At 44.2% G+C, this 15,838-nt stretch carries 13 protein-coding genes and 1 pseudogene; 8 read left to right on the plus strand and 6 right to left on the minus strand.

Annotation, left to right across the window (positions count from 1 at the left end):
- Positions 1-297: 297 nt before the first annotated feature.
- Positions 298-1,265: pseudogene (locus J5X92_RS07305) on the plus strand (integron integrase).
- Between the two features lie 89 nt (positions 1,266-1,354).
- Here the strand turns inward: J5X92_RS07305 and fadA are convergent.
- Both fadA and fadB read right to left on the minus strand, forming a co-directional pair.
- Positions 1,355-2,518 carry an acetyl-CoA C-acyltransferase FadA gene (gene fadA / locus J5X92_RS07310; RefSeq protein WP_013785548.1) on the minus strand — a complete coding sequence of 388 codons (1,164 nt, stop codon included), beginning with the start codon at positions 2,516-2,518 and terminating at the stop codon, positions 1,355-1,357.
- A gap of 18 nt (positions 2,519-2,536) precedes the next feature.
- The gene (gene fadB, locus J5X92_RS07315; RefSeq protein WP_013785547.1) at positions 2,537-4,687 is read right to left on the minus strand and encodes a fatty acid oxidation complex subunit alpha FadB; all 2,151 of its coding nucleotides are present in this window, start codon (positions 4,685-4,687) and stop codon (positions 2,537-2,539) included.
- A gap of 448 nt (positions 4,688-5,135) precedes the next feature.
- Here fadB and J5X92_RS07320 point away from each other — a divergent pair, with 448 nt between their 5' ends.
- The 3 genes from J5X92_RS07320 to J5X92_RS07330 all read left to right on the plus strand — a co-directional run bounded on the left by J5X92_RS07320 (position 5,136) and on the right by J5X92_RS07330 (position 9,669).
- The gene (locus J5X92_RS07320; RefSeq protein WP_260563520.1) at positions 5,136-7,199 is read left to right on the plus strand and encodes a transglycosylase SLT domain-containing protein; all 2,064 of its coding nucleotides are present in this window, start codon (positions 5,136-5,138) and stop codon (positions 7,197-7,199) included.
- 253 nt (positions 7,200-7,452) lie between these two features.
- Complete coding sequence (pepQ, locus tag J5X92_RS07325) at positions 7,453-8,772, plus strand: Xaa-Pro dipeptidase (RefSeq protein WP_013785545.1); 1,320 nt, start codon at positions 7,453-7,455, stop codon at positions 8,770-8,772.
- A gap of 177 nt (positions 8,773-8,949) precedes the next feature.
- On the plus strand, positions 8,950-9,669 hold the full coding sequence (locus J5X92_RS07330; protein ID WP_208805238.1) for a divalent cation transporter: 720 nt from the start codon (positions 8,950-8,952) through the stop codon (positions 9,667-9,669).
- Positions 9,670-9,673: 4 nt separating this feature from the next.
- Here J5X92_RS07330 and ispB read toward each other — a convergent pair whose 3' ends face one another.
- Together ispB and J5X92_RS07340 are read right to left on the minus strand one after the other, a co-directional pair.
- Positions 9,674-10,648 carry an octaprenyl diphosphate synthase gene (gene ispB, locus J5X92_RS07335; RefSeq protein WP_013785543.1) on the minus strand — a complete coding sequence of 325 codons (975 nt, stop codon included), beginning with the start codon at positions 10,646-10,648 and terminating at the stop codon, positions 9,674-9,676.
- Between the two features lie 18 nt (positions 10,649-10,666).
- Positions 10,667-10,858: a hypothetical protein gene (locus J5X92_RS07340; protein ID WP_208805239.1), complete on the minus strand. Its 192-nt coding sequence runs from the start codon at positions 10,856-10,858 to the stop codon at positions 10,667-10,669.
- 568 nt (positions 10,859-11,426) lie between these two features.
- Here J5X92_RS07340 and rplU point away from each other — a divergent pair.
- The 3 genes from rplU (at position 11,427) to cgtA (ending at position 13,380) form a co-directional block, all read left to right on the plus strand.
- The gene (gene rplU / locus J5X92_RS07345; RefSeq protein WP_013785542.1) at positions 11,427-11,738 is read left to right on the plus strand and encodes a 50S ribosomal protein L21; all 312 of its coding nucleotides are present in this window, start codon (positions 11,427-11,429) and stop codon (positions 11,736-11,738) included.
- Positions 11,739-11,753: 15 nt separating this feature from the next.
- Entirely contained in the window at positions 11,754-12,011 is a 258-nt protein-coding gene (gene rpmA / locus J5X92_RS07350; RefSeq protein WP_013785541.1) for a 50S ribosomal protein L27, read from the plus strand.
- A gap of 172 nt (positions 12,012-12,183) precedes the next feature.
- A complete protein-coding gene (cgtA, locus tag J5X92_RS07355; protein WP_126873153.1) occupies positions 12,184-13,380 on the plus strand; it encodes an Obg family GTPase CgtA in 1,197 nt (398 codons plus the stop codon).
- A 145-nt stretch (positions 13,381-13,525) separates the two neighbouring features.
- On the opposite strand, the gene J5X92_RS07360 is transcribed toward cgtA, so the two are convergent.
- On the minus strand, positions 13,526-13,894 hold the full coding sequence (locus tag J5X92_RS07360) for a hypothetical protein (protein WP_208805240.1): 369 nt from the start codon (positions 13,892-13,894) through the stop codon (positions 13,526-13,528).
- Positions 13,895-14,257: 363 nt separating this feature from the next.
- Here J5X92_RS07360 and folA point away from each other — a divergent pair, with 363 nt between their 5' ends.
- Positions 14,258-14,758, plus strand: a complete 501-nt coding sequence (gene folA, locus J5X92_RS07365) for a type 3 dihydrofolate reductase (RefSeq protein ID WP_232043519.1) — start codon at positions 14,258-14,260, stop codon at positions 14,756-14,758.
- Positions 14,759-14,820: 62 nt separating this feature from the next.
- On the opposite strand, the gene rpoS is transcribed toward folA, so the two are convergent.
- Positions 14,821-15,753 carry an RNA polymerase sigma factor RpoS gene (gene rpoS, locus J5X92_RS07370; RefSeq protein ID WP_049791838.1) on the minus strand — a complete coding sequence of 311 codons (933 nt, stop codon included), beginning with the start codon at positions 15,751-15,753 and terminating at the stop codon, positions 14,821-14,823.
- Positions 15,754-15,838 lie beyond the last annotated feature (85 nt).

A 15,838-nucleotide genomic window follows, 5' to 3' on the forward strand; every position in this document is an offset into this window, starting at 1 on the left:
GCTAATGAAAACAGGTAAGGGTAGTTGCACCACTTTTTTTACTAAGGCAAACGAAGTTTAGGCTGACGCCTTATAACAATTTAGTGTACGGAAAAAATCCTTTATGCAAGGCGGAAAGTTTCCATATATCACCCAAATAATATTTTAACTTTCGCACGTAAGTTAACTTATATCAATATCCTACACTTTGTATCTGAAAACACTGTACTTAAGTACGGAATGTTTCCTTTTTATTTTACGGCGTACTAAAAAATCGTAATGCTGTATGTAATTACAGTTTAAATGTGAAAAATAAAAATGAAATCAATGTTTATGCAAATGGTGGTTCAACACATGCGAAATCACCGTTACGCTAAGCGCTCTATACAGCTTTATAGTGGGTGGATTGTTAGTTATATTCGGTTTCACAATACTAGGCATCCTGCCGAGATGGGAGACAAAGAAGTAGAATTGTTTCTATCTCACTTAGTGAATAAAAAGAATGTAGCACCGGCTACTCAAGCCAGCGCACTCAATGCGTTGGCATTTCTTTATCGAGACATACTAGAAAAGCCTCTTTCCTTGAGCCTTGATTTTGTTACAAGTCGCAGGCAAGCCAAGTTACCTGTTGTGCTTCGCAAGACGAAGTGGTTGCGCTTTTTGCTCAACTTCCTGCTCATTTAAAGTTACCTATTTCGTTACTTTATGGAAGCGGGTTACGTTTAATGGAGGCTGTGAGGTTGCGTGTAAAAGACATTGATTTCGACTACAACGCTATTCGAATATGGGATGGTAAAGGCGGCAAACATCGTGTTGTTACTTTAGCATCAGAGCTAAAACCTGGGCTTAATCGGCAAATAAGTGTAGTTGAAAGTTACCTTATTGCAGATTTAGATAACCCTAGTTACCAAGGGGTATATTTGCCTCATCGTTTGCGTGTTAAATACCAAAATGCGCCTAAAGAACTTGGATGGCATTATCTTTTTCCTTCTGCGCGTTTATCGGTTGATCCCGAGAATGGAAAAACGCGTCGACATCATATTGATGAATCAAGCATACAAAAGGCGATAAGAATAACCGCAAGTGCGTGTGGGCTTAAAAAGAAGGTTACGCCGCATACCTTACGACATTCATTTGCTACTCACCTTTTACAGTCGGGTGCCGACATTCGTACTGTGCAAACGCAACTTGGTCATTCTGATGTGAAAACTACGCAAATTTACACTCATGTATTACAACAGGGGGCGCAAGGGGTAGTTAGCCCGCTTTCCCGTGTTTTAAAATAGTCGTGTTTGCTCAAGCTGTATTGTGCTTTACGAACCTCATGCAACAAAAAAGGGCCCGAAGGCCCTTTCAATAAAACGTAAATAATTAATTACACACGTTCAAATACAGTGGCTATACCTTGGCCTAAACCAATACACATGGTGGCTAAGCCTAGCTCTACATCTTGCGATTCCATCAGGTTAATCAAGGTACCTGATATACGTGAACCAGAACAACCTAGAGGGTGGCCTAGTGAAATAGCGCCGCCGTTAAGGTTAATCTTGTCATCAAGATTGTCCATCCAACCTAGTTGCTTAATGCACGATAGTGCTTGGGCAGCAAAGGCTTCGTTGAACTCAGCCAGTTGAATATCGTCCATGCTAAGGCCAGCACGTTTTAGGGCTTTTTGTGTTGCCGGTACTGGGCCGTAACCCATAATAGCTGCATCACAACCTGCCACTGCCATTGAACGAATTTTAGCGCGAGGTGTTAAACCTAGTGCTTTTGCTTTGTCGGCAGACATAAGCAACATGGCAGACGCACCGTCAGACAACGCTGATGATGTACCTGCTGTAACGGTGCCGTTTACTGGGTCGAACACAGGGCGAAGTTGCGCCATGCTTTCAGCTGTGCTTTCTGGGCGAATAACTTCATCATGGTCAATCAGTTTAAGCGTACCGTTGGCATCATGGCCTTCGATAGGCACAATCTCGTTAGCCCAGCGGCCTTCAAGGTGTGCTTTATGCGCTAGCTGATGCGAACGTGCGCCAAACGCATCTTGCATTTCACGAGTGATACCATTTTGACGACCAAGTAGCTCGGCGGTCATACCCATCATGCCAGAGGCTTTTGCGGTGTACTTAGCAAGGCCTGGGTGAAAGTCGATGTTGTAGTTCATAGGTACATGGCCCATGTGCTCAACACCACCAATCATGTATATATCGCCACGACCGCTCATAATGCCGCTAGTCGCATCATGCAATGCTTGCATCGATGAACCGCATAAACGGTTAACGGTGACTGCACCTGTAGTACGTGGAATTTGGGTTAGCAATTGCGCATTACGCGCAATGTTGAAACCTTGTTCTTTGGTTTGCTGTACACAGCCCCATATAATGTCTTCAATTTCTGCTGGATCAACACCTGGGTTGCGCTCAAGTAATGCGGTCATTAGCGCGGCAGACATAGTCTCTGCACGAACATTTCTAAATACACCGGCTTTCGAGCGTCCCATAGGGGTACGAACACAATCGATAACTACGACTTCTTTCATTATTAGTCTCCTTGGGAATTAAGCGAAGTAAGATTTACCTTCAGCGGCCATCTTGCGAACGCCATCTGAAATTTGGTAAATCGGGCCAAGACTGGCGTATTTGTCGGCTAGTTCGACAAAGTTCGCTAATCCCATTGTTTCAATCCAGCGGAATACACCACCGCGGAATGGAGGGAAGCCTAAACCGTAAAGTAAGGCCATATCTGCTTCAGCTGCAGTACCTACAATGCCTTCTTCTAGGCAACGAATTGCTTCGTTAGCCATAGGGATCATCAAGCGTGCAATAATGTCTTGCGCGTCGAAGTCTTTGGTATCGGCTGTAATAGGAGCAAGCAAGCTGTATGCTTCTTCAGCAGCCACTTTCGTAGGCTTACCGCGCTTGTCTTTACCGTAGTTATAAAAGCCTTTGCCATTTTTCTGGCCTAAGCGTTTTTCTTTATAAAGCACGGTTACTGGGTCGTCGCCAATACGTGCCATACGCTCTGGAATACCTGCTGCCATAACGTCTGCAGCGTGGTCGCCAGTATCAATACCAACAACATCCATTAGGTAAGCGGGGCCCATTGGCCAGCCGAACTGTTTTTCCATTACTTTATCAACAGCAACAAAATCAGCGCCATCTATTAGCAACTTACTGAAGCCTGCGAAGTAAGGGAACAATACGCGGTTTACCAAGAACCCTGGGCAATCGTTAACCACAATTGGGGTTTTACCCATGCGAAGTGTGGTGGCCACTACGGCATTAATAGTATCTTCCGAGGTATTTTCACCACGAATAATTTCAACCAATGGCATGCGGTGTACTGGGTTAAAGAAGTGCATACCACAGAAGCGTTCTGGCTTGTCTAAGCTTTTCGCTAATTGGTTAATTGAAATAGTAGAGGTGTTAGAACAGATGATAGCGTCATCGGCCACTACGTCTTCTACTTCTTTAAGCACTATGCCTTTTACTTTCGGGTTTTCAACAACGGCTTCAATCACAAGATCTGCATCTTTAAGCGTGTTGTAGTCAAGGGTAGGCGTAATAGCGTTAAGGGTTTTTGCCATGGTTTTGGCATCAACTTTACCGCGCTGCATACCTTTACCAAGAATATTGGCAGCTTCGTTTAAGCCTAGGTCTAGTGCTTCAGTGTTAATGTCTTTCATGATCACTGGCATGCCTTTAACAGCACTTTGATACGCAATACCGCCACCCATAATGCCCGCACCCAGTACGGCATTAAGTTTTACCTCTTTTGTGGCAGCTTTAGCTTGTTTCTTACCTTTACTTCTTACTAGCTGGTCGGCTAGGAAAATACCAATTTGCGCTTGCGCTGCATCGGTTTTAGTTAGGGCAACAAAGCCAGCGTTTTCAAGCTTAAGTGCGCCATCGCGGTCAAGGCCTGCGGCTTTTTGAACGGTTTCTACCATTTTGTGCGGAGCAGGGTAGTGCTTGCCTGCTTGGGCAAATACCATGGCTTGTGCGGTAGAAAAACTCATCATAGCTTCGTTTTTATTTAGCTGTAATGGGGCTTTCTTCTGAGCACGACGTGCTTCCCATTTGAACTTGCCATCTGCGGCATCTTTTAGCATAGAAAGTGCGCTGTCGCGTAATGACTCTGGTGCAACTACGGCGTCAACGGCGCCTTCAGCAAGGGCTTTTGCGCCTTTTCTGTCTTTACCTGTGGTCATCCACTCTAGTGCATTGTCGGCACCAATTAAGCGAGGTAAACGTACGGTGCCACCAAAGCCAGGCATTATGCCTAATTTAACTTCTGGTAGGCCAATAGAGGCAGTTGTATCTGCAACGCGAAGGTCACAGGCTAGTGTCATTTCACAGCCACCACCCAATGCAAAACCGTTAATGGCAGCAACGGTAGGGAAAGGCAAATCTTCGAAGCGGTCAAACACCTGAGACGTGTTTGCTACCCAGTTTAGTACTTCGGCTTCATCCATCGCGAATAAGCCGGTAAATTCGGTGATATCAGCACCTACAATAAATGCAGATTTTGCGCTGCGTACTACTAAGCCTTTAACACCGCTTTCTTTAAGCAATGCTTGGGTTGCTTCATCAAGTTCTGTCACCGTTTGGCGGTCGAACTTGTTTACTGAACCTTCGGCATCAAATACCAGTTCAGCAAAGCCATCATCTAACAGACTGACGGATAAACTCTTGCCTGTGTATATCATTATCATCTCCTTCGGCGTTGGCCGGGATAGTAGTGTAGCAATCTAACCATTCGCTATAAGCGTATAAACCAAACATACATTCTGGTCGTACCACAACACTAATGCGTTAGGGTGGCTAGCTTTTTAACTAAACTTAAACAAAATATCAATGAAAAATTCAAACGAGCGTTTCAATTGTTAAAAATGGAGGTCATTCATCGAAAATCAAGCTTCATTTCAATAATAGTGCTTGTATAATGGATGCTATTGACGCAAAGCGCCAATCCAGCAAAACAATAATCTACAATCATGATGTAAATGGTTGTAAGTCATAATCATCAACGCTGGCACTTTTTACTTCTGTGGCACGGATCCACGCCGATAATTTTTCGGCTTTCACGCAAGCATCGTTTTATCATTACACCAACTCTGGTGTATTTGAATGCAACAAGGGGTAGGAGTTCACATTGTGTCGTATAAAGTAGGAATAAATTTTTTTCCAACTGCACTCGCATTTTTCAAGCAGTTGCCTTTGCATAAGCCATTGGGGTTATTTACGATAGTGGCTATTTCAAGCTGCCTTCAGCTAAGCCATGCGCAAGTTTCGCCGCTATTCCCTGATGACATCTACGCCGATGAGCGGGCACGTTTCTTAATTTTAGAAAAAAGCTTACGAACCCTACCGAAAAGACGTTTAGAAGATTTAGACGCAGAAATTTACGGGTTGGCGAATTATCCACTCTATCCGTATCTACTTCGTTTGCGATTAGAACGCACCATGTCGCTTAAAACTCAGCGTGAAGTAGAACAGTTTCTAGAAGATTACGCGGGGCAACCTGTTAGTTATGGTTTGCGCTATAGATGGCTGAACTACCTATCTTCTCAAGGCCACGAAAACGCGTTTTTAAGTAGTTATCGTGATGGCATGGGCGCTAAACTTACCTGCCAAGCCTTGGGTTACAAATTAAAACGTACCGACGATCCCAAACCTGTGCTAACGGATGTAGACCCTCTTTGGTACAGCGGCCAGTCGCAGCCCGATGAATGCGACCCTCTATTTGCAAAGTGGCGAAGCAATGGCCTCATGACGCCAGATAAAGTGGTTAAGCGTATTGCCATTGCAGCGAAAGAAGATAATCGCCGCATTATTCCTTATTTAAAACGCCAATTGCCCACTAGTCATCAGTATTTAGCCGATGCGTGGTCATCGGTATCACGTGATGTAAGTTTAGTTAACCGAACCCGCCTGTTTCCTTTGAAACACAAAAACAGCGAAGCTGAAATATTAACCTGGGGTATAGAAAAACTGGCGTGGAGAAACCCTAAAGCGGCAATAAAGGCTTACAATACCTACGCCCCGAAAAACATTTTCTCAGAGCCTGAATTACATATTATTCAACGGGCTATTGCCTTAAGCGCGACTTTAGATTTCTTACCTGAAGCCCATGAATGGCTAGATAAGGCCGATATCGCAGGTGCTAGCGATGATGTGAAATTTTGGCATGTGTCGTTTTTGCTTCGCGGCAAACAATGGCAGCGGGTCGTCGATGTGATTGATGCCGCCAGTCCTGAACTCCAGCAAGAGGAAAACTTCCGCTATTGGAAAGCCCGCGCGCTCGAAGAACTAGGGAATGTGATGCAGGCTACGGTGATGTATCAGCAACTGTCCACCGAACGCAATTATTATGGTTTTATGGCGAGTGCCCGTATTAATAGTCAGCCTAATTTGGCATATACGCCAGCGCCTCGGGTGCAAAGTGCGGTGCACGCTATTGCGAATACCCCCGCTACCCAACGGGCAACGGAATTTTACCGTTTAGAGCGTTCTACGAGTGCGCGTCGAGAGTGGCGCTATTTGCTATCGAATTTACCCGATTCACAAGTGACTGATGCAGGAGTGCTGGCTTACGAGTGGGGTATATACGACCAAGCCATCATCAGTTTCGCTAAAAGTGGTTATTGGGACGATGTTGAGCGTCGTTTCCCCTTGGCGTTCGAGTCACAATTTAGTGAAAAGAGTGAAACCTACGACGTATCAAAAGCGTTTGCGATGGCAATCGCCCGTCGTGAAAGCTCTTTCATGGTAGACGCAGTATCGCCGGTGGGCGCGGCAGGGTTAATGCAACTTATGCCAGGTACCGCGCAATACTTAGCCAAAAAGAAAGTCAGTCGACATACCTTGTTTCAAGTTGAGAATAATCTCGACTACGGTGTGCAGTATTTACGTTATCTAGGCGATAAACTTGATAATAATCCTGTATTGGTGTCGGCGTCGTATAACGCTGGCTGGCGTAAAGTGTTGGAATGGTTACCCGCAGGCGAAGCGTTGCCAGTGGACATTTGGATTGAGAATATTCCTTACAAAGAAACCCGTAGTTACGTAAAAGCGGTATTGGCTTATCAGTATATTTACGAGCATCAGCTGGGTGAAAATAAAAACGTGTTTCCGCAGCTTACCCAAGATGTTATTCCTTCATCAAGTGCAGTTAGCACCCACCCTGTAACGGGAACCTTGCAATTAGCGCCTCACTAGCGCAGATGTTTAACTAATGATACAAGCCGCTCGGTGAAAGCTAAGCGGCTATCGTGGTACACTATTCTCCTTTAAGAGAGCGTACTCAAGTCGCCTTAGAAGAGAAGCACACTTAACGACAATGGCTAATATTATTCACTTCTCGCACTTAGTGAAGCTAGCGTAGAACCTGCGATTTGAAACGGCTGGTAACGCGTTGCTCATTGAAGAAGGCCAGTTAGCCATGCAAATCAAAAAACTTAAATGAGGTGTTATGTCAAAACATCAGGCAAGCTATCAGCAACATATCGATGAACTTCAATCTCGCACTCGCGAAGCACTTCAGCGTGAAGGGCTAGAAGGGTTAGTCATCCATTCAGGGCAAGGCAAGCGCTTGTTCTTAGACGATAACCATTATCCATTTAAGGTAAACCCACAATTTAAAGCATGGGTGCCGGTTATCGATAACCCCAATTGCTGGTTAGTGGTTAATGGTGAAGATAAGCCTACCCTTATTTTTTATCGCCCAGAAGACTTCTGGCACAAAGTACCGCCAGAGCCACAAGATTTTTGGACCGACAGCTTCAATATTATTTTGCTTCAACAAGCCGATGCTGTCGAGAAGCACCTGCCTTACGATAAGCGTGGTTTTGCTTATGTTGGAGAATACATTGAAGTAGCTAAAGCATTAGGGTTTGAAAACGTAAACCCAGATAGAGTGCTGCATTATTTGCATTACCAACGGGCGTATAAAACCGATTACGAACTAGAGTGTATGCGTGAAGCAAACAAGCTGGCGGTAGCAGGGCACAAAGCGGCAGAGCAAGCCTTTATTGAAGGCAAAAGTGAATTTGATATTAATTTAGCGTACAGCGCAGCGTGCCGCCAAGGCGATAACGACGTGCCTTACACAAGTATTATTGCGCTAAACGAACACGCGGCAATTCTGCATTACATGCAGTGCGATACCATTGCCCCAAAGCAGTCTCGTTCTTTCTTAATTGATGCAGGAGCAAATTATCACGGTTATGCTGCTGATATCACCCGAACCTACAGTCAAAACTCGACGCTATTTTCAGACCTTATTCAAGCCGTGGATAAAGTTACGCTAACCTTGGTAGATTCGCTTAAGCCAAGTGTCGCCTATACCGATATTCATTTGCTTGCCCATGCAGGTATAGCTCAAATCCTACAAGACACAGGCATTGTGAATCTTCCGGCGGCAGATATTGTTGAACAAGGTATTACGCGAACGTTCTTCCCTCACGGCATTGGCCACTTTTTAGGGCTGCAAGTACACGATGTAGGTGGTTTGGTAAATGACGACAGAGGTACACCTAAGCCTGCCCCTGAAGATCATCCTTTCTTACGTTGTACGCGCATGATTGAAGCGCGCCAGGTGTTTACCATCGAGCCTGGTTTGTATTTTATTGACAGCTTGCTCAGAGACTTAAAAGCCACCCCAGCGTCGAAATACATCAATTGGGATACGGTAGATACGTATCGTCCATTCGGTGGTATTCGCATTGAAGACAATATCATTGTGCACCGCGATAAGAACGAAAACATGACCCGAGATCTTAATTTAAAATGATCTCATCGCCACGCATCACTCTATGATTAATAGCGTTAGGCTTAAAAATTATAGATGCGCTCAGCGAGAACAATGAAAAAAGACAGCCACTTGAGCTGTCTTTTTTTATGGTTATTAAGCACTTTACCAATAGTGTTAGGCTAAGTAATGGAACGACTCAAGGCATAGGGAGCAGACATGCAGCAACCCGATATTCTAAATCTCATTATAGTGGCAACCTTAGCTGGCCTCGCTATGCCTGCTGGTGCGCTCTTATCTAAGGTAAAAGGCTTCCGTCCTAAGTGGTTAGAACAAGAATTGCGTCACGGTATTTTAGCCTTGGGGGCGGGTGCGTTAATTTCAGCGGTAGCATTAGTGTTGGTGCCTGAAGGTATCAAAGACGTATCGGTTTTAATGGCGTGTAGTTGTTTTGTCGGCGGGGCACTTGCCTTTATGGCGTTGGATATTTATCTGGCAAAAAAGAAAACCGCAGGAAGCCAACTTGCCGCCATGTTAAGTGATTTTGTGCCAGAATCGGTAGCGCTAGGCACCACTGCCGCACTAGGTGGAGGTACTATGTTGTTAGGCGTGTTAATAGCAGTACAAAATCTACCAGAAGGGTTTAATGCTTATCGTGAAATGACCCCAGCAAACAAAAACCGTAGTACTAAGCTTATTTGGATTTTTGTATTGATGAGCTTACTTGGCCCAATAATGAGCGCAGTAGGGTTTTATTATTTGGCAGATTTCCCCGTCATCATGAGTGGCATTATGCTATTTGCAGCAGGGGGAATTTTGTATTCAGTATTTCAAGACATAGCCCCTGGTATTCGCATGGAAAACCATTGGTTACCCCCCTTAGGCGCAATACTTGGCTTTTTAGTGGGGCTGGTGGGCGCTATGCTTGAAGCGGGTTAACGCACTAACTAGTGCGTTCTACCGAGATATGAGCAAGAGCAATCAATGCCTCTTTGTAAGGTGAATCTGGAATAATAGATAAACTATCAATGGCCATTTTCACTTCGTTGTTGGCACACGTGCGGGTGTAATCGAGTGCCCCAGTGCTTTCCATGATTTGTTGAATGCGGGTAAGGTGAGGTAAACCGTTGCTTTGCTCTATGGCATCGCGAATAAGGGCTTTATCTTCTTCACTGTCGGTATTCCACATTGCATATAGCAAAGGTAGCGTAGGCTTTCCTTCCGCTAGATCATCACCTGCGTTTTTGCCCATTTCATCACTGTCGGCCATGTAATCTAGAATATCGTCGGCTAACTGAAAGGCGGTGCCTAAGTGCTTGCCGTATTCTTGCATGGCATGCTCTACGTTTTCTGGTTGGTCGGTCAATACCGCTGCCAGTTGCGTAGCCGCTTCAAACAAGCGGGCGGTTTTACCGTAAATTACGTCGAAATACCGTGCTTCTGTGGTAGAGGCATCGTTGCAGTTCATTAACTGCAATACTTCACCCTCGGCAATTTGATTGGTTGCTTCAGATAAAATGTCCATAACACGCATGCGTTTTAAACTTACCATCATCTGAAATGAGCGGGTATATAGAAAGTCACCTACTAAAACTGATGCTTGGTTACCAAATACGGCGTTAGCGGTTTCACGTCCGCGTCGCATGGTCGATTCATCTACCACATCGTCGTGCAACAAGGTGGCGGTATGTATAAATTCAACAATAGCGGCGAGGGTATGGTGGTCAGCATTTTCAATGCCCATTGCACGTGCACTTAACACGGTAAGTAATGGGCGAAGGCGCTTACCGCCACTATTAACAATGTAGAATCCCAATTGATTAATAAGTGCAACGTCAGAGTCGACTTGCTGTTGAATCAAGTGGTTAACCGCTTGCATATCATCGTTTGATAGCGCGCGTATTTGATTTATATCCATTGGCATGGGCGTAAAAACTTATTCATTTCTTAGGCAATTATAGGGGCTGATTGTACCTGAATGCGCTGTACTATCCACCCAATTAAACACATTAGCCACCCAATTAAACGCATTGGCCACCGAATTAAACGCATTGGCCACCGAATTAAACGCATTGGCTACCGAATTAAACGTATTACCCAGCCAATTCAACCGAATCGCAGTCGACATGTCTTGAAAAGGTCACGGTGAACATATCTTCGGGAATTGCACAGCCAATTATCAATCAGTCGTTAATATATACTTAATATACTTACGTTAAGTCTCATTATAGGTGCTATCACTCAATTTTGATGTGAAATGTGTATTTTCAGAAATATTCTTTTTGCTAGCTGCGAAGTTCAGATCAAAATGCTACAATCTCGGATCTGTTATTCGATCGTTTTGATCACGGTGATTTAAAGGCGCGGTTTATGCGCGTTTTTATGATCAGATCGGCGCGGTTGGATCGTATTCGATTTTCCATCTACAGATAACGCATTCCATGCTTTTATTAGTTATAAATGCTTATCGAATTTGGCGGTTATCATCTCGAATTTTACCGTTTGTCCATTTACTTAGCGCTGTTTTCTAAGTGTGACAACGTGCATTTTTGGGTGAATTCACGCAAAAATTCACCCATGTTGGAAAAATAATCTACTTTTATCAGAATCGGGGTTGTGATTTGCGGATGTTTCACGTACAATTCGCGCCCTGTTTTTTGAATTGATTGCGTCAGTGACGCAGAGCGGAGTTAACTATGTACGCGGTTTTCCAAAGTGGCGGTAAACAACACCGTGTGGCCGAAGGCCAAACCGTTCGTCTAGAAAAAATCGAAGTTGCCCCAGGTGACACGATTGAATTCGACAAAGTTTTAATGGTAAGCAACGGTGACGACGTAAAAATCGGCACACCAAACGTTGCTGGTGGTAAGGTGACTGCTGAGGTGGTTACACACGGTCGTGGCGATAAAATTAAAATCGTTAAGTTCCGTCGTCGTAAGCATTCACGTAAGCAGATGGGTCACCGTCAGTGGTTCACGGAAGTGAAAATTACTGGCATTAACGCTTAATAGGAGCACGAACACATGGCACATAAAAAAGCTGGTGGTAGTACCAAAAACGGTCGTGATTCAGAGAGTAAACGCCTAGGTGTTAAACGCTTTGGTGGAGAATCTGTTCTTGCTGGTAACATCATTGTTCGTCAACGTGGTACTCGTTTCCACGCTGGTGACAACATGGGTATCGGTAAAGACCACACGTTGTTTGCATTAAAAAGCGGTAAAGTTCAGTTTGATGTTAAAGGACCGAACAACCGTAAATTTGTAAGCATCGTAGCAGAGTAAGCGCCTTAGCTACTCGCCGAACAGGCTTAGAAAAACCCCGCGCTTGCGGGGTTTTTTGTTTTATGGAAACCCGAGCTTTAGTATCTGGGCAGTACATAACAATTTGGTGTAAACTTAGTAGTTAAATACTGAGTATAAATAACCCCTACGGCAACAATGCCCGGAGTGATAAATGAAATTTGTAGATGAAGCTGAAATTCGTGTTGAAGCCGGTGACGGCGGCAACGGCGTAATTGGCTTTAGAAGGGAAAAATATGTTCCCAAAGGTGGCCCTGATGGTGGCGACGGGGGCGACGGCGGTAGTGTTTTTCTTCTTGCCGATGAAAACCTGAATACATTGATCGACTATCGTTTCGAGCGTTTCCACCGTGCAGAGCGTGGCCAAAATGGTCAAGGCGCTAACTGTATTGGCCGTGGCGGTAAAGATTTAACGGTAAGTGTTCCAGTAGGAACCCGAGCTACCGACAGCGATACCGGTGAAGTACTTGGCGACCTTACTCGTCATGGGCAACAGCTTAAAGTGGCACAAGGTGGGTTTCACGGTTTAGGTAATGCGCGTTTTAAGAGCAGTACTAACCGTGCACCACGTCATAAAACCAACGGTACGCCAGGCGAAATTCGTAATTTAAAACTCGAATTAATGCTATTGGCCGATGTGGGTTTACTAGGTATGCCGAATGCAGGTAAATCTACGTTTATCCGCTCTGTATCTGCAGCTAAGCCTAAAGTGGCCGATTACCCGTTTACTACGCTAGTACCAAACCTAGGTGTAGTTCGTCAAGACGCACAGCGCAGCTTCGTAGTAGCCGACATTCCTGGGCTTATTGAAGGTGCAGCTGACGGCGCAGGTTTAGGTATTCGTTTCCTTAAGCATTTAGAGCGCTGCCGTATACTGCTTCATGTTGTAGACATTATGCCTGTGGATGAAAGCGATCCAGCTGAAAATGCCAAGGCTATTGTTGAAGAGCTCGAAAAGTACAACCCTAAATTAGCAAGTAAACCTCGCTGGTTAGTGTTTAACAAAGTCGATTTGATGCTTGAAGAAGAAGCCAATGAGCGCTGCAAAGAAATTGCCGCACAAATTGGTTGGGAAGGCCCAATATACCAAATATCTGCTTTCCAGAAGATTGGCTTAGAGCCGCTTTGCCGAGAAATCATGGACTTCATCGATACGCTTCCAACCGAAGTTATTGCAGAAGAAGAAACGAAAGATGTTGAGTTCAAGTGGGATACTTACCATCGTAATACGTTAGAAGCACAAGAAGCTGACTTAGGCGACGACTTCGAAGACAATTTAAGTGATGACTTAGACGATGATGAAGATTGGGACGAAGATGACTACGATGTAGAAGTTGAGTACCGTCGTTAACTAAAAAAGCATGCACGCTTATTTCAGTGCTAAACGAACAACATTAAAACCGCTAGTTTGCGAAAACTAGCGGTTTTTTATTAAAAGCTTCTGATTTTTTTAAATACACAGTTTACATGCCAAGCTGGTAAGTATTTTTATCAGCTTACTGATGTACAGATTTAAGTAAAAACGCTGATAACAGAGCCGATTCTGTGGCTTGTAAAACTGAATGCGTTCTGTCCAATATGGCGTTTCTGTAATTGGGAAGGTTTAGGTGGTAATAAGTTTCCTCTAATAACCCGGCTAAACTTTTTACTTTATGTATCAAGGCATCGTTTTCACCCCCATCTACTTCTAAGAGAATAACCGCAATATCAAAAGCGCAACCTAAGTAAGGAATAGCTTCTGTGTATTGTCCGCAGTGCAGTAAAAGCGTGCCTTGCATCTCGTCTCTGGCCATAAAGTGAAGCGCTTGCTCCGGGTTGTTGTAAATCCAATCTTCGTGTTTTGCACACAAGTAAGTTATTTGCATTTGCTTGCCCTCCTAATTACACCCTAGACGATATAGTATATTATCGCAAATGATAATTGTTTTTATTTGCATGTGGTTCGTAATTAAGATTGACTCGTCTCGCTTTTTTCACCCTAGCAACGCGCAGTAGACAATAAGGCCCAGCAGACCATATGGGGAGAAAGGAGAAAGGAGAAAGGAGAAAGAGGAAGACTATTTGATCTGTATCTAAGTAAGTCAAAAATGAGAAAATAAACAGGACAGAAAAGTGGCTAGGTTTGTTTAAATTCATAGTAACTGGGGCAGGTAAGTCGAAGGGTGTTATCGCCTCGGTTTTAATCAGTTATCATAGGTGCAATTGAAACACTTTTGGTCAGTATTACTATGAAAATTGCGATGATTGCCGCGATGGCTAATAACCGTGTTATCGGAGCTGATAACGACATGCCTTGGCATTTGCCAGCAGATTTGAAACATTTCAAACAAGTAACCATGGGTAAGCCTGTCATTATGGGGCGTAAAACCTATGAGTCTATCGGACGCGCTTTGCCGGGAAGACCGAATATTGTTATCACTACAAACAGCGCTTACAGTTTGCCAGACGCGTCGGTTGTATCATCACCTGAAGCGGCTATCGAATATGCTTCAGCATTAGAGAGTCACCCAGATGAGGTTATGATTATTGGTGGTGGCACCATTTATCAGGCGTTTTTAGATAAGGCTGATACTTTGCACCTAACATTTATTAATTTGGCAGTAGAAGGCGATACACAGTTTCCTGATTATGATGCCCATGGCCATTGGAAAGAGAAAAGCCGTGAGGAGCACACCGCTGATGAGAAGAACCCACATAACTACACTTTTGTGAGTTTAACCAGGGTTTAAGACTACAAACAAAAATGCCGAGGGCAAAATGCGCCTCGGCATGGTGTTAGTACAATGTGCTATTAATTCATTTGGTTAAATAAATTTTCTAGCGATAGGCCTTGGTGGCCTAGAATGTCTCGCAATCGACGTAATGCCTCTACTTGAATTTGACGAACTCGTTCACGAGTAAGACCAATTTCAGCACCCACATCTTCAAGCGTTGAGGGCTCATAACCCATTAATCCAAAGCGTCTTGCCAACACTTCACGTTGCTTAGGGTTGAGTTCTTCCAGCCAGCCAACAATATTTGATTTGATGTCTGAGTCTTGTAAGTTCTCTTCTGGACCGAATTCTTTTTCATCGGCTAGAATATCTAACAACGCTTTATCGTTTTCGCCACCAATTGGGGTATCTACCGACGTAATACGTTCATTAAGTCGCAGCATCTTGGTAACGTCTTCGACAGGTTTGTCTAAGGCAAGTGCAATTTCTTCAGCAGTAGGTTCGTGATCGAGTTTCTGAGATAACTCACGAGCTGCACGTAAATATACATTAAGTTCTTTTACAACATGGATAGGTAACCGAATCGTGCGCGTTTGATTCATAATTGCGCGTTCAATGGTTTGTCTTATCCACCAGGTTGCGTACGTTGAAAAACGAAAACCACGTTCGGGATCGAACTTTTCAACAGCACGTATAAGTCCTAGATTCCCTTCTTCGATTAAATCTAACAGGGCAAGACCGCGGTTGTTGTATCGACGCGCTATTTTCACTACTAGGCGTAAATTGCTAACAATCATGCGCTTGCGTGAGGCTTCACATCCACGTAGAGCCTTTCTGGCGAAAAACACTTCTTCTTCTGCACTAAGCAGAGGCGAGAAGCCGATTTCACCTAGATATAACTGTGTGGCGTCTAGATTTTTTGGTTGGTCGTCTTGGCTTAACACTAATTCTTCTGAATTGGTGTCAGTGTCATCAGATATTATTTTATCTGTTTTCAGATCGGCTGGTATATCAATGACATTTAAGTCATCTTTCGTATTTGATTCTAGGCTTTGATTTATATGACCCACAATGAATCTCCTGCTTCAAGGTTTA

Origin of the sequence: Alteromonas sp. K632G, from assembly GCF_017653625.1 — a bacterium.
GTDB lineage: Bacteria > Pseudomonadota > Gammaproteobacteria > Enterobacterales > Alteromonadaceae > Alteromonas > Alteromonas naphthalenivorans.

Bases quoted from the DNA above. Each gene is read 5' to 3' on its own strand.
- J5X92_RS07330 (WP_208805238.1), top strand. From the start codon at position 8,950: ATGCAGCAACCCGATATTCTAAATCTCATTATAGTGGCAACCTTAGCT.
- pepQ (WP_013785545.1), top strand. From the start codon at position 7,453: ATGTCAAAACATCAGGCAAGCTATCAGCAACATATCGATGAACTTCAA.
- rplU (WP_013785542.1), top strand. From the start codon at position 11,427: ATGTACGCGGTTTTCCAAAGTGGCGGTAAACAACACCGTGTGGCCGAA.
- cgtA (WP_126873153.1), top strand. From the start codon at position 12,184: ATGAAATTTGTAGATGAAGCTGAAATTCGTGTTGAAGCCGGTGACGGC.
- fadA (WP_013785548.1), bottom strand. From the start codon at position 2,518: ATGAAAGAAGTCGTAGTTATCGATTGTGTTCGTACCCCTATGGGACGC.
- J5X92_RS07360 (WP_208805240.1), bottom strand. From the start codon at position 13,894: ATGCAAATAACTTACTTGTGTGCAAAACACGAAGATTGGATTTACAAC.
- ispB (WP_013785543.1), bottom strand. From the start codon at position 10,648: ATGGATATAAATCAAATACGCGCGCTATCAAACGATGATATGCAAGCG.
- folA (WP_232043519.1), top strand. From the start codon at position 14,258: ATGAAAATTGCGATGATTGCCGCGATGGCTAATAACCGTGTTATCGGA.
- fadB (WP_013785547.1), bottom strand. From the start codon at position 4,687: ATGATATACACAGGCAAGAGTTTATCCGTCAGTCTGTTAGATGATGGC.
- J5X92_RS07340 (WP_208805239.1), bottom strand. From the start codon at position 10,858: ATGTCGACTGCGATTCGGTTGAATTGGCTGGGTAATACGTTTAATTCG.
- rpmA (WP_013785541.1), top strand. From the start codon at position 11,754: ATGGCACATAAAAAAGCTGGTGGTAGTACCAAAAACGGTCGTGATTCA.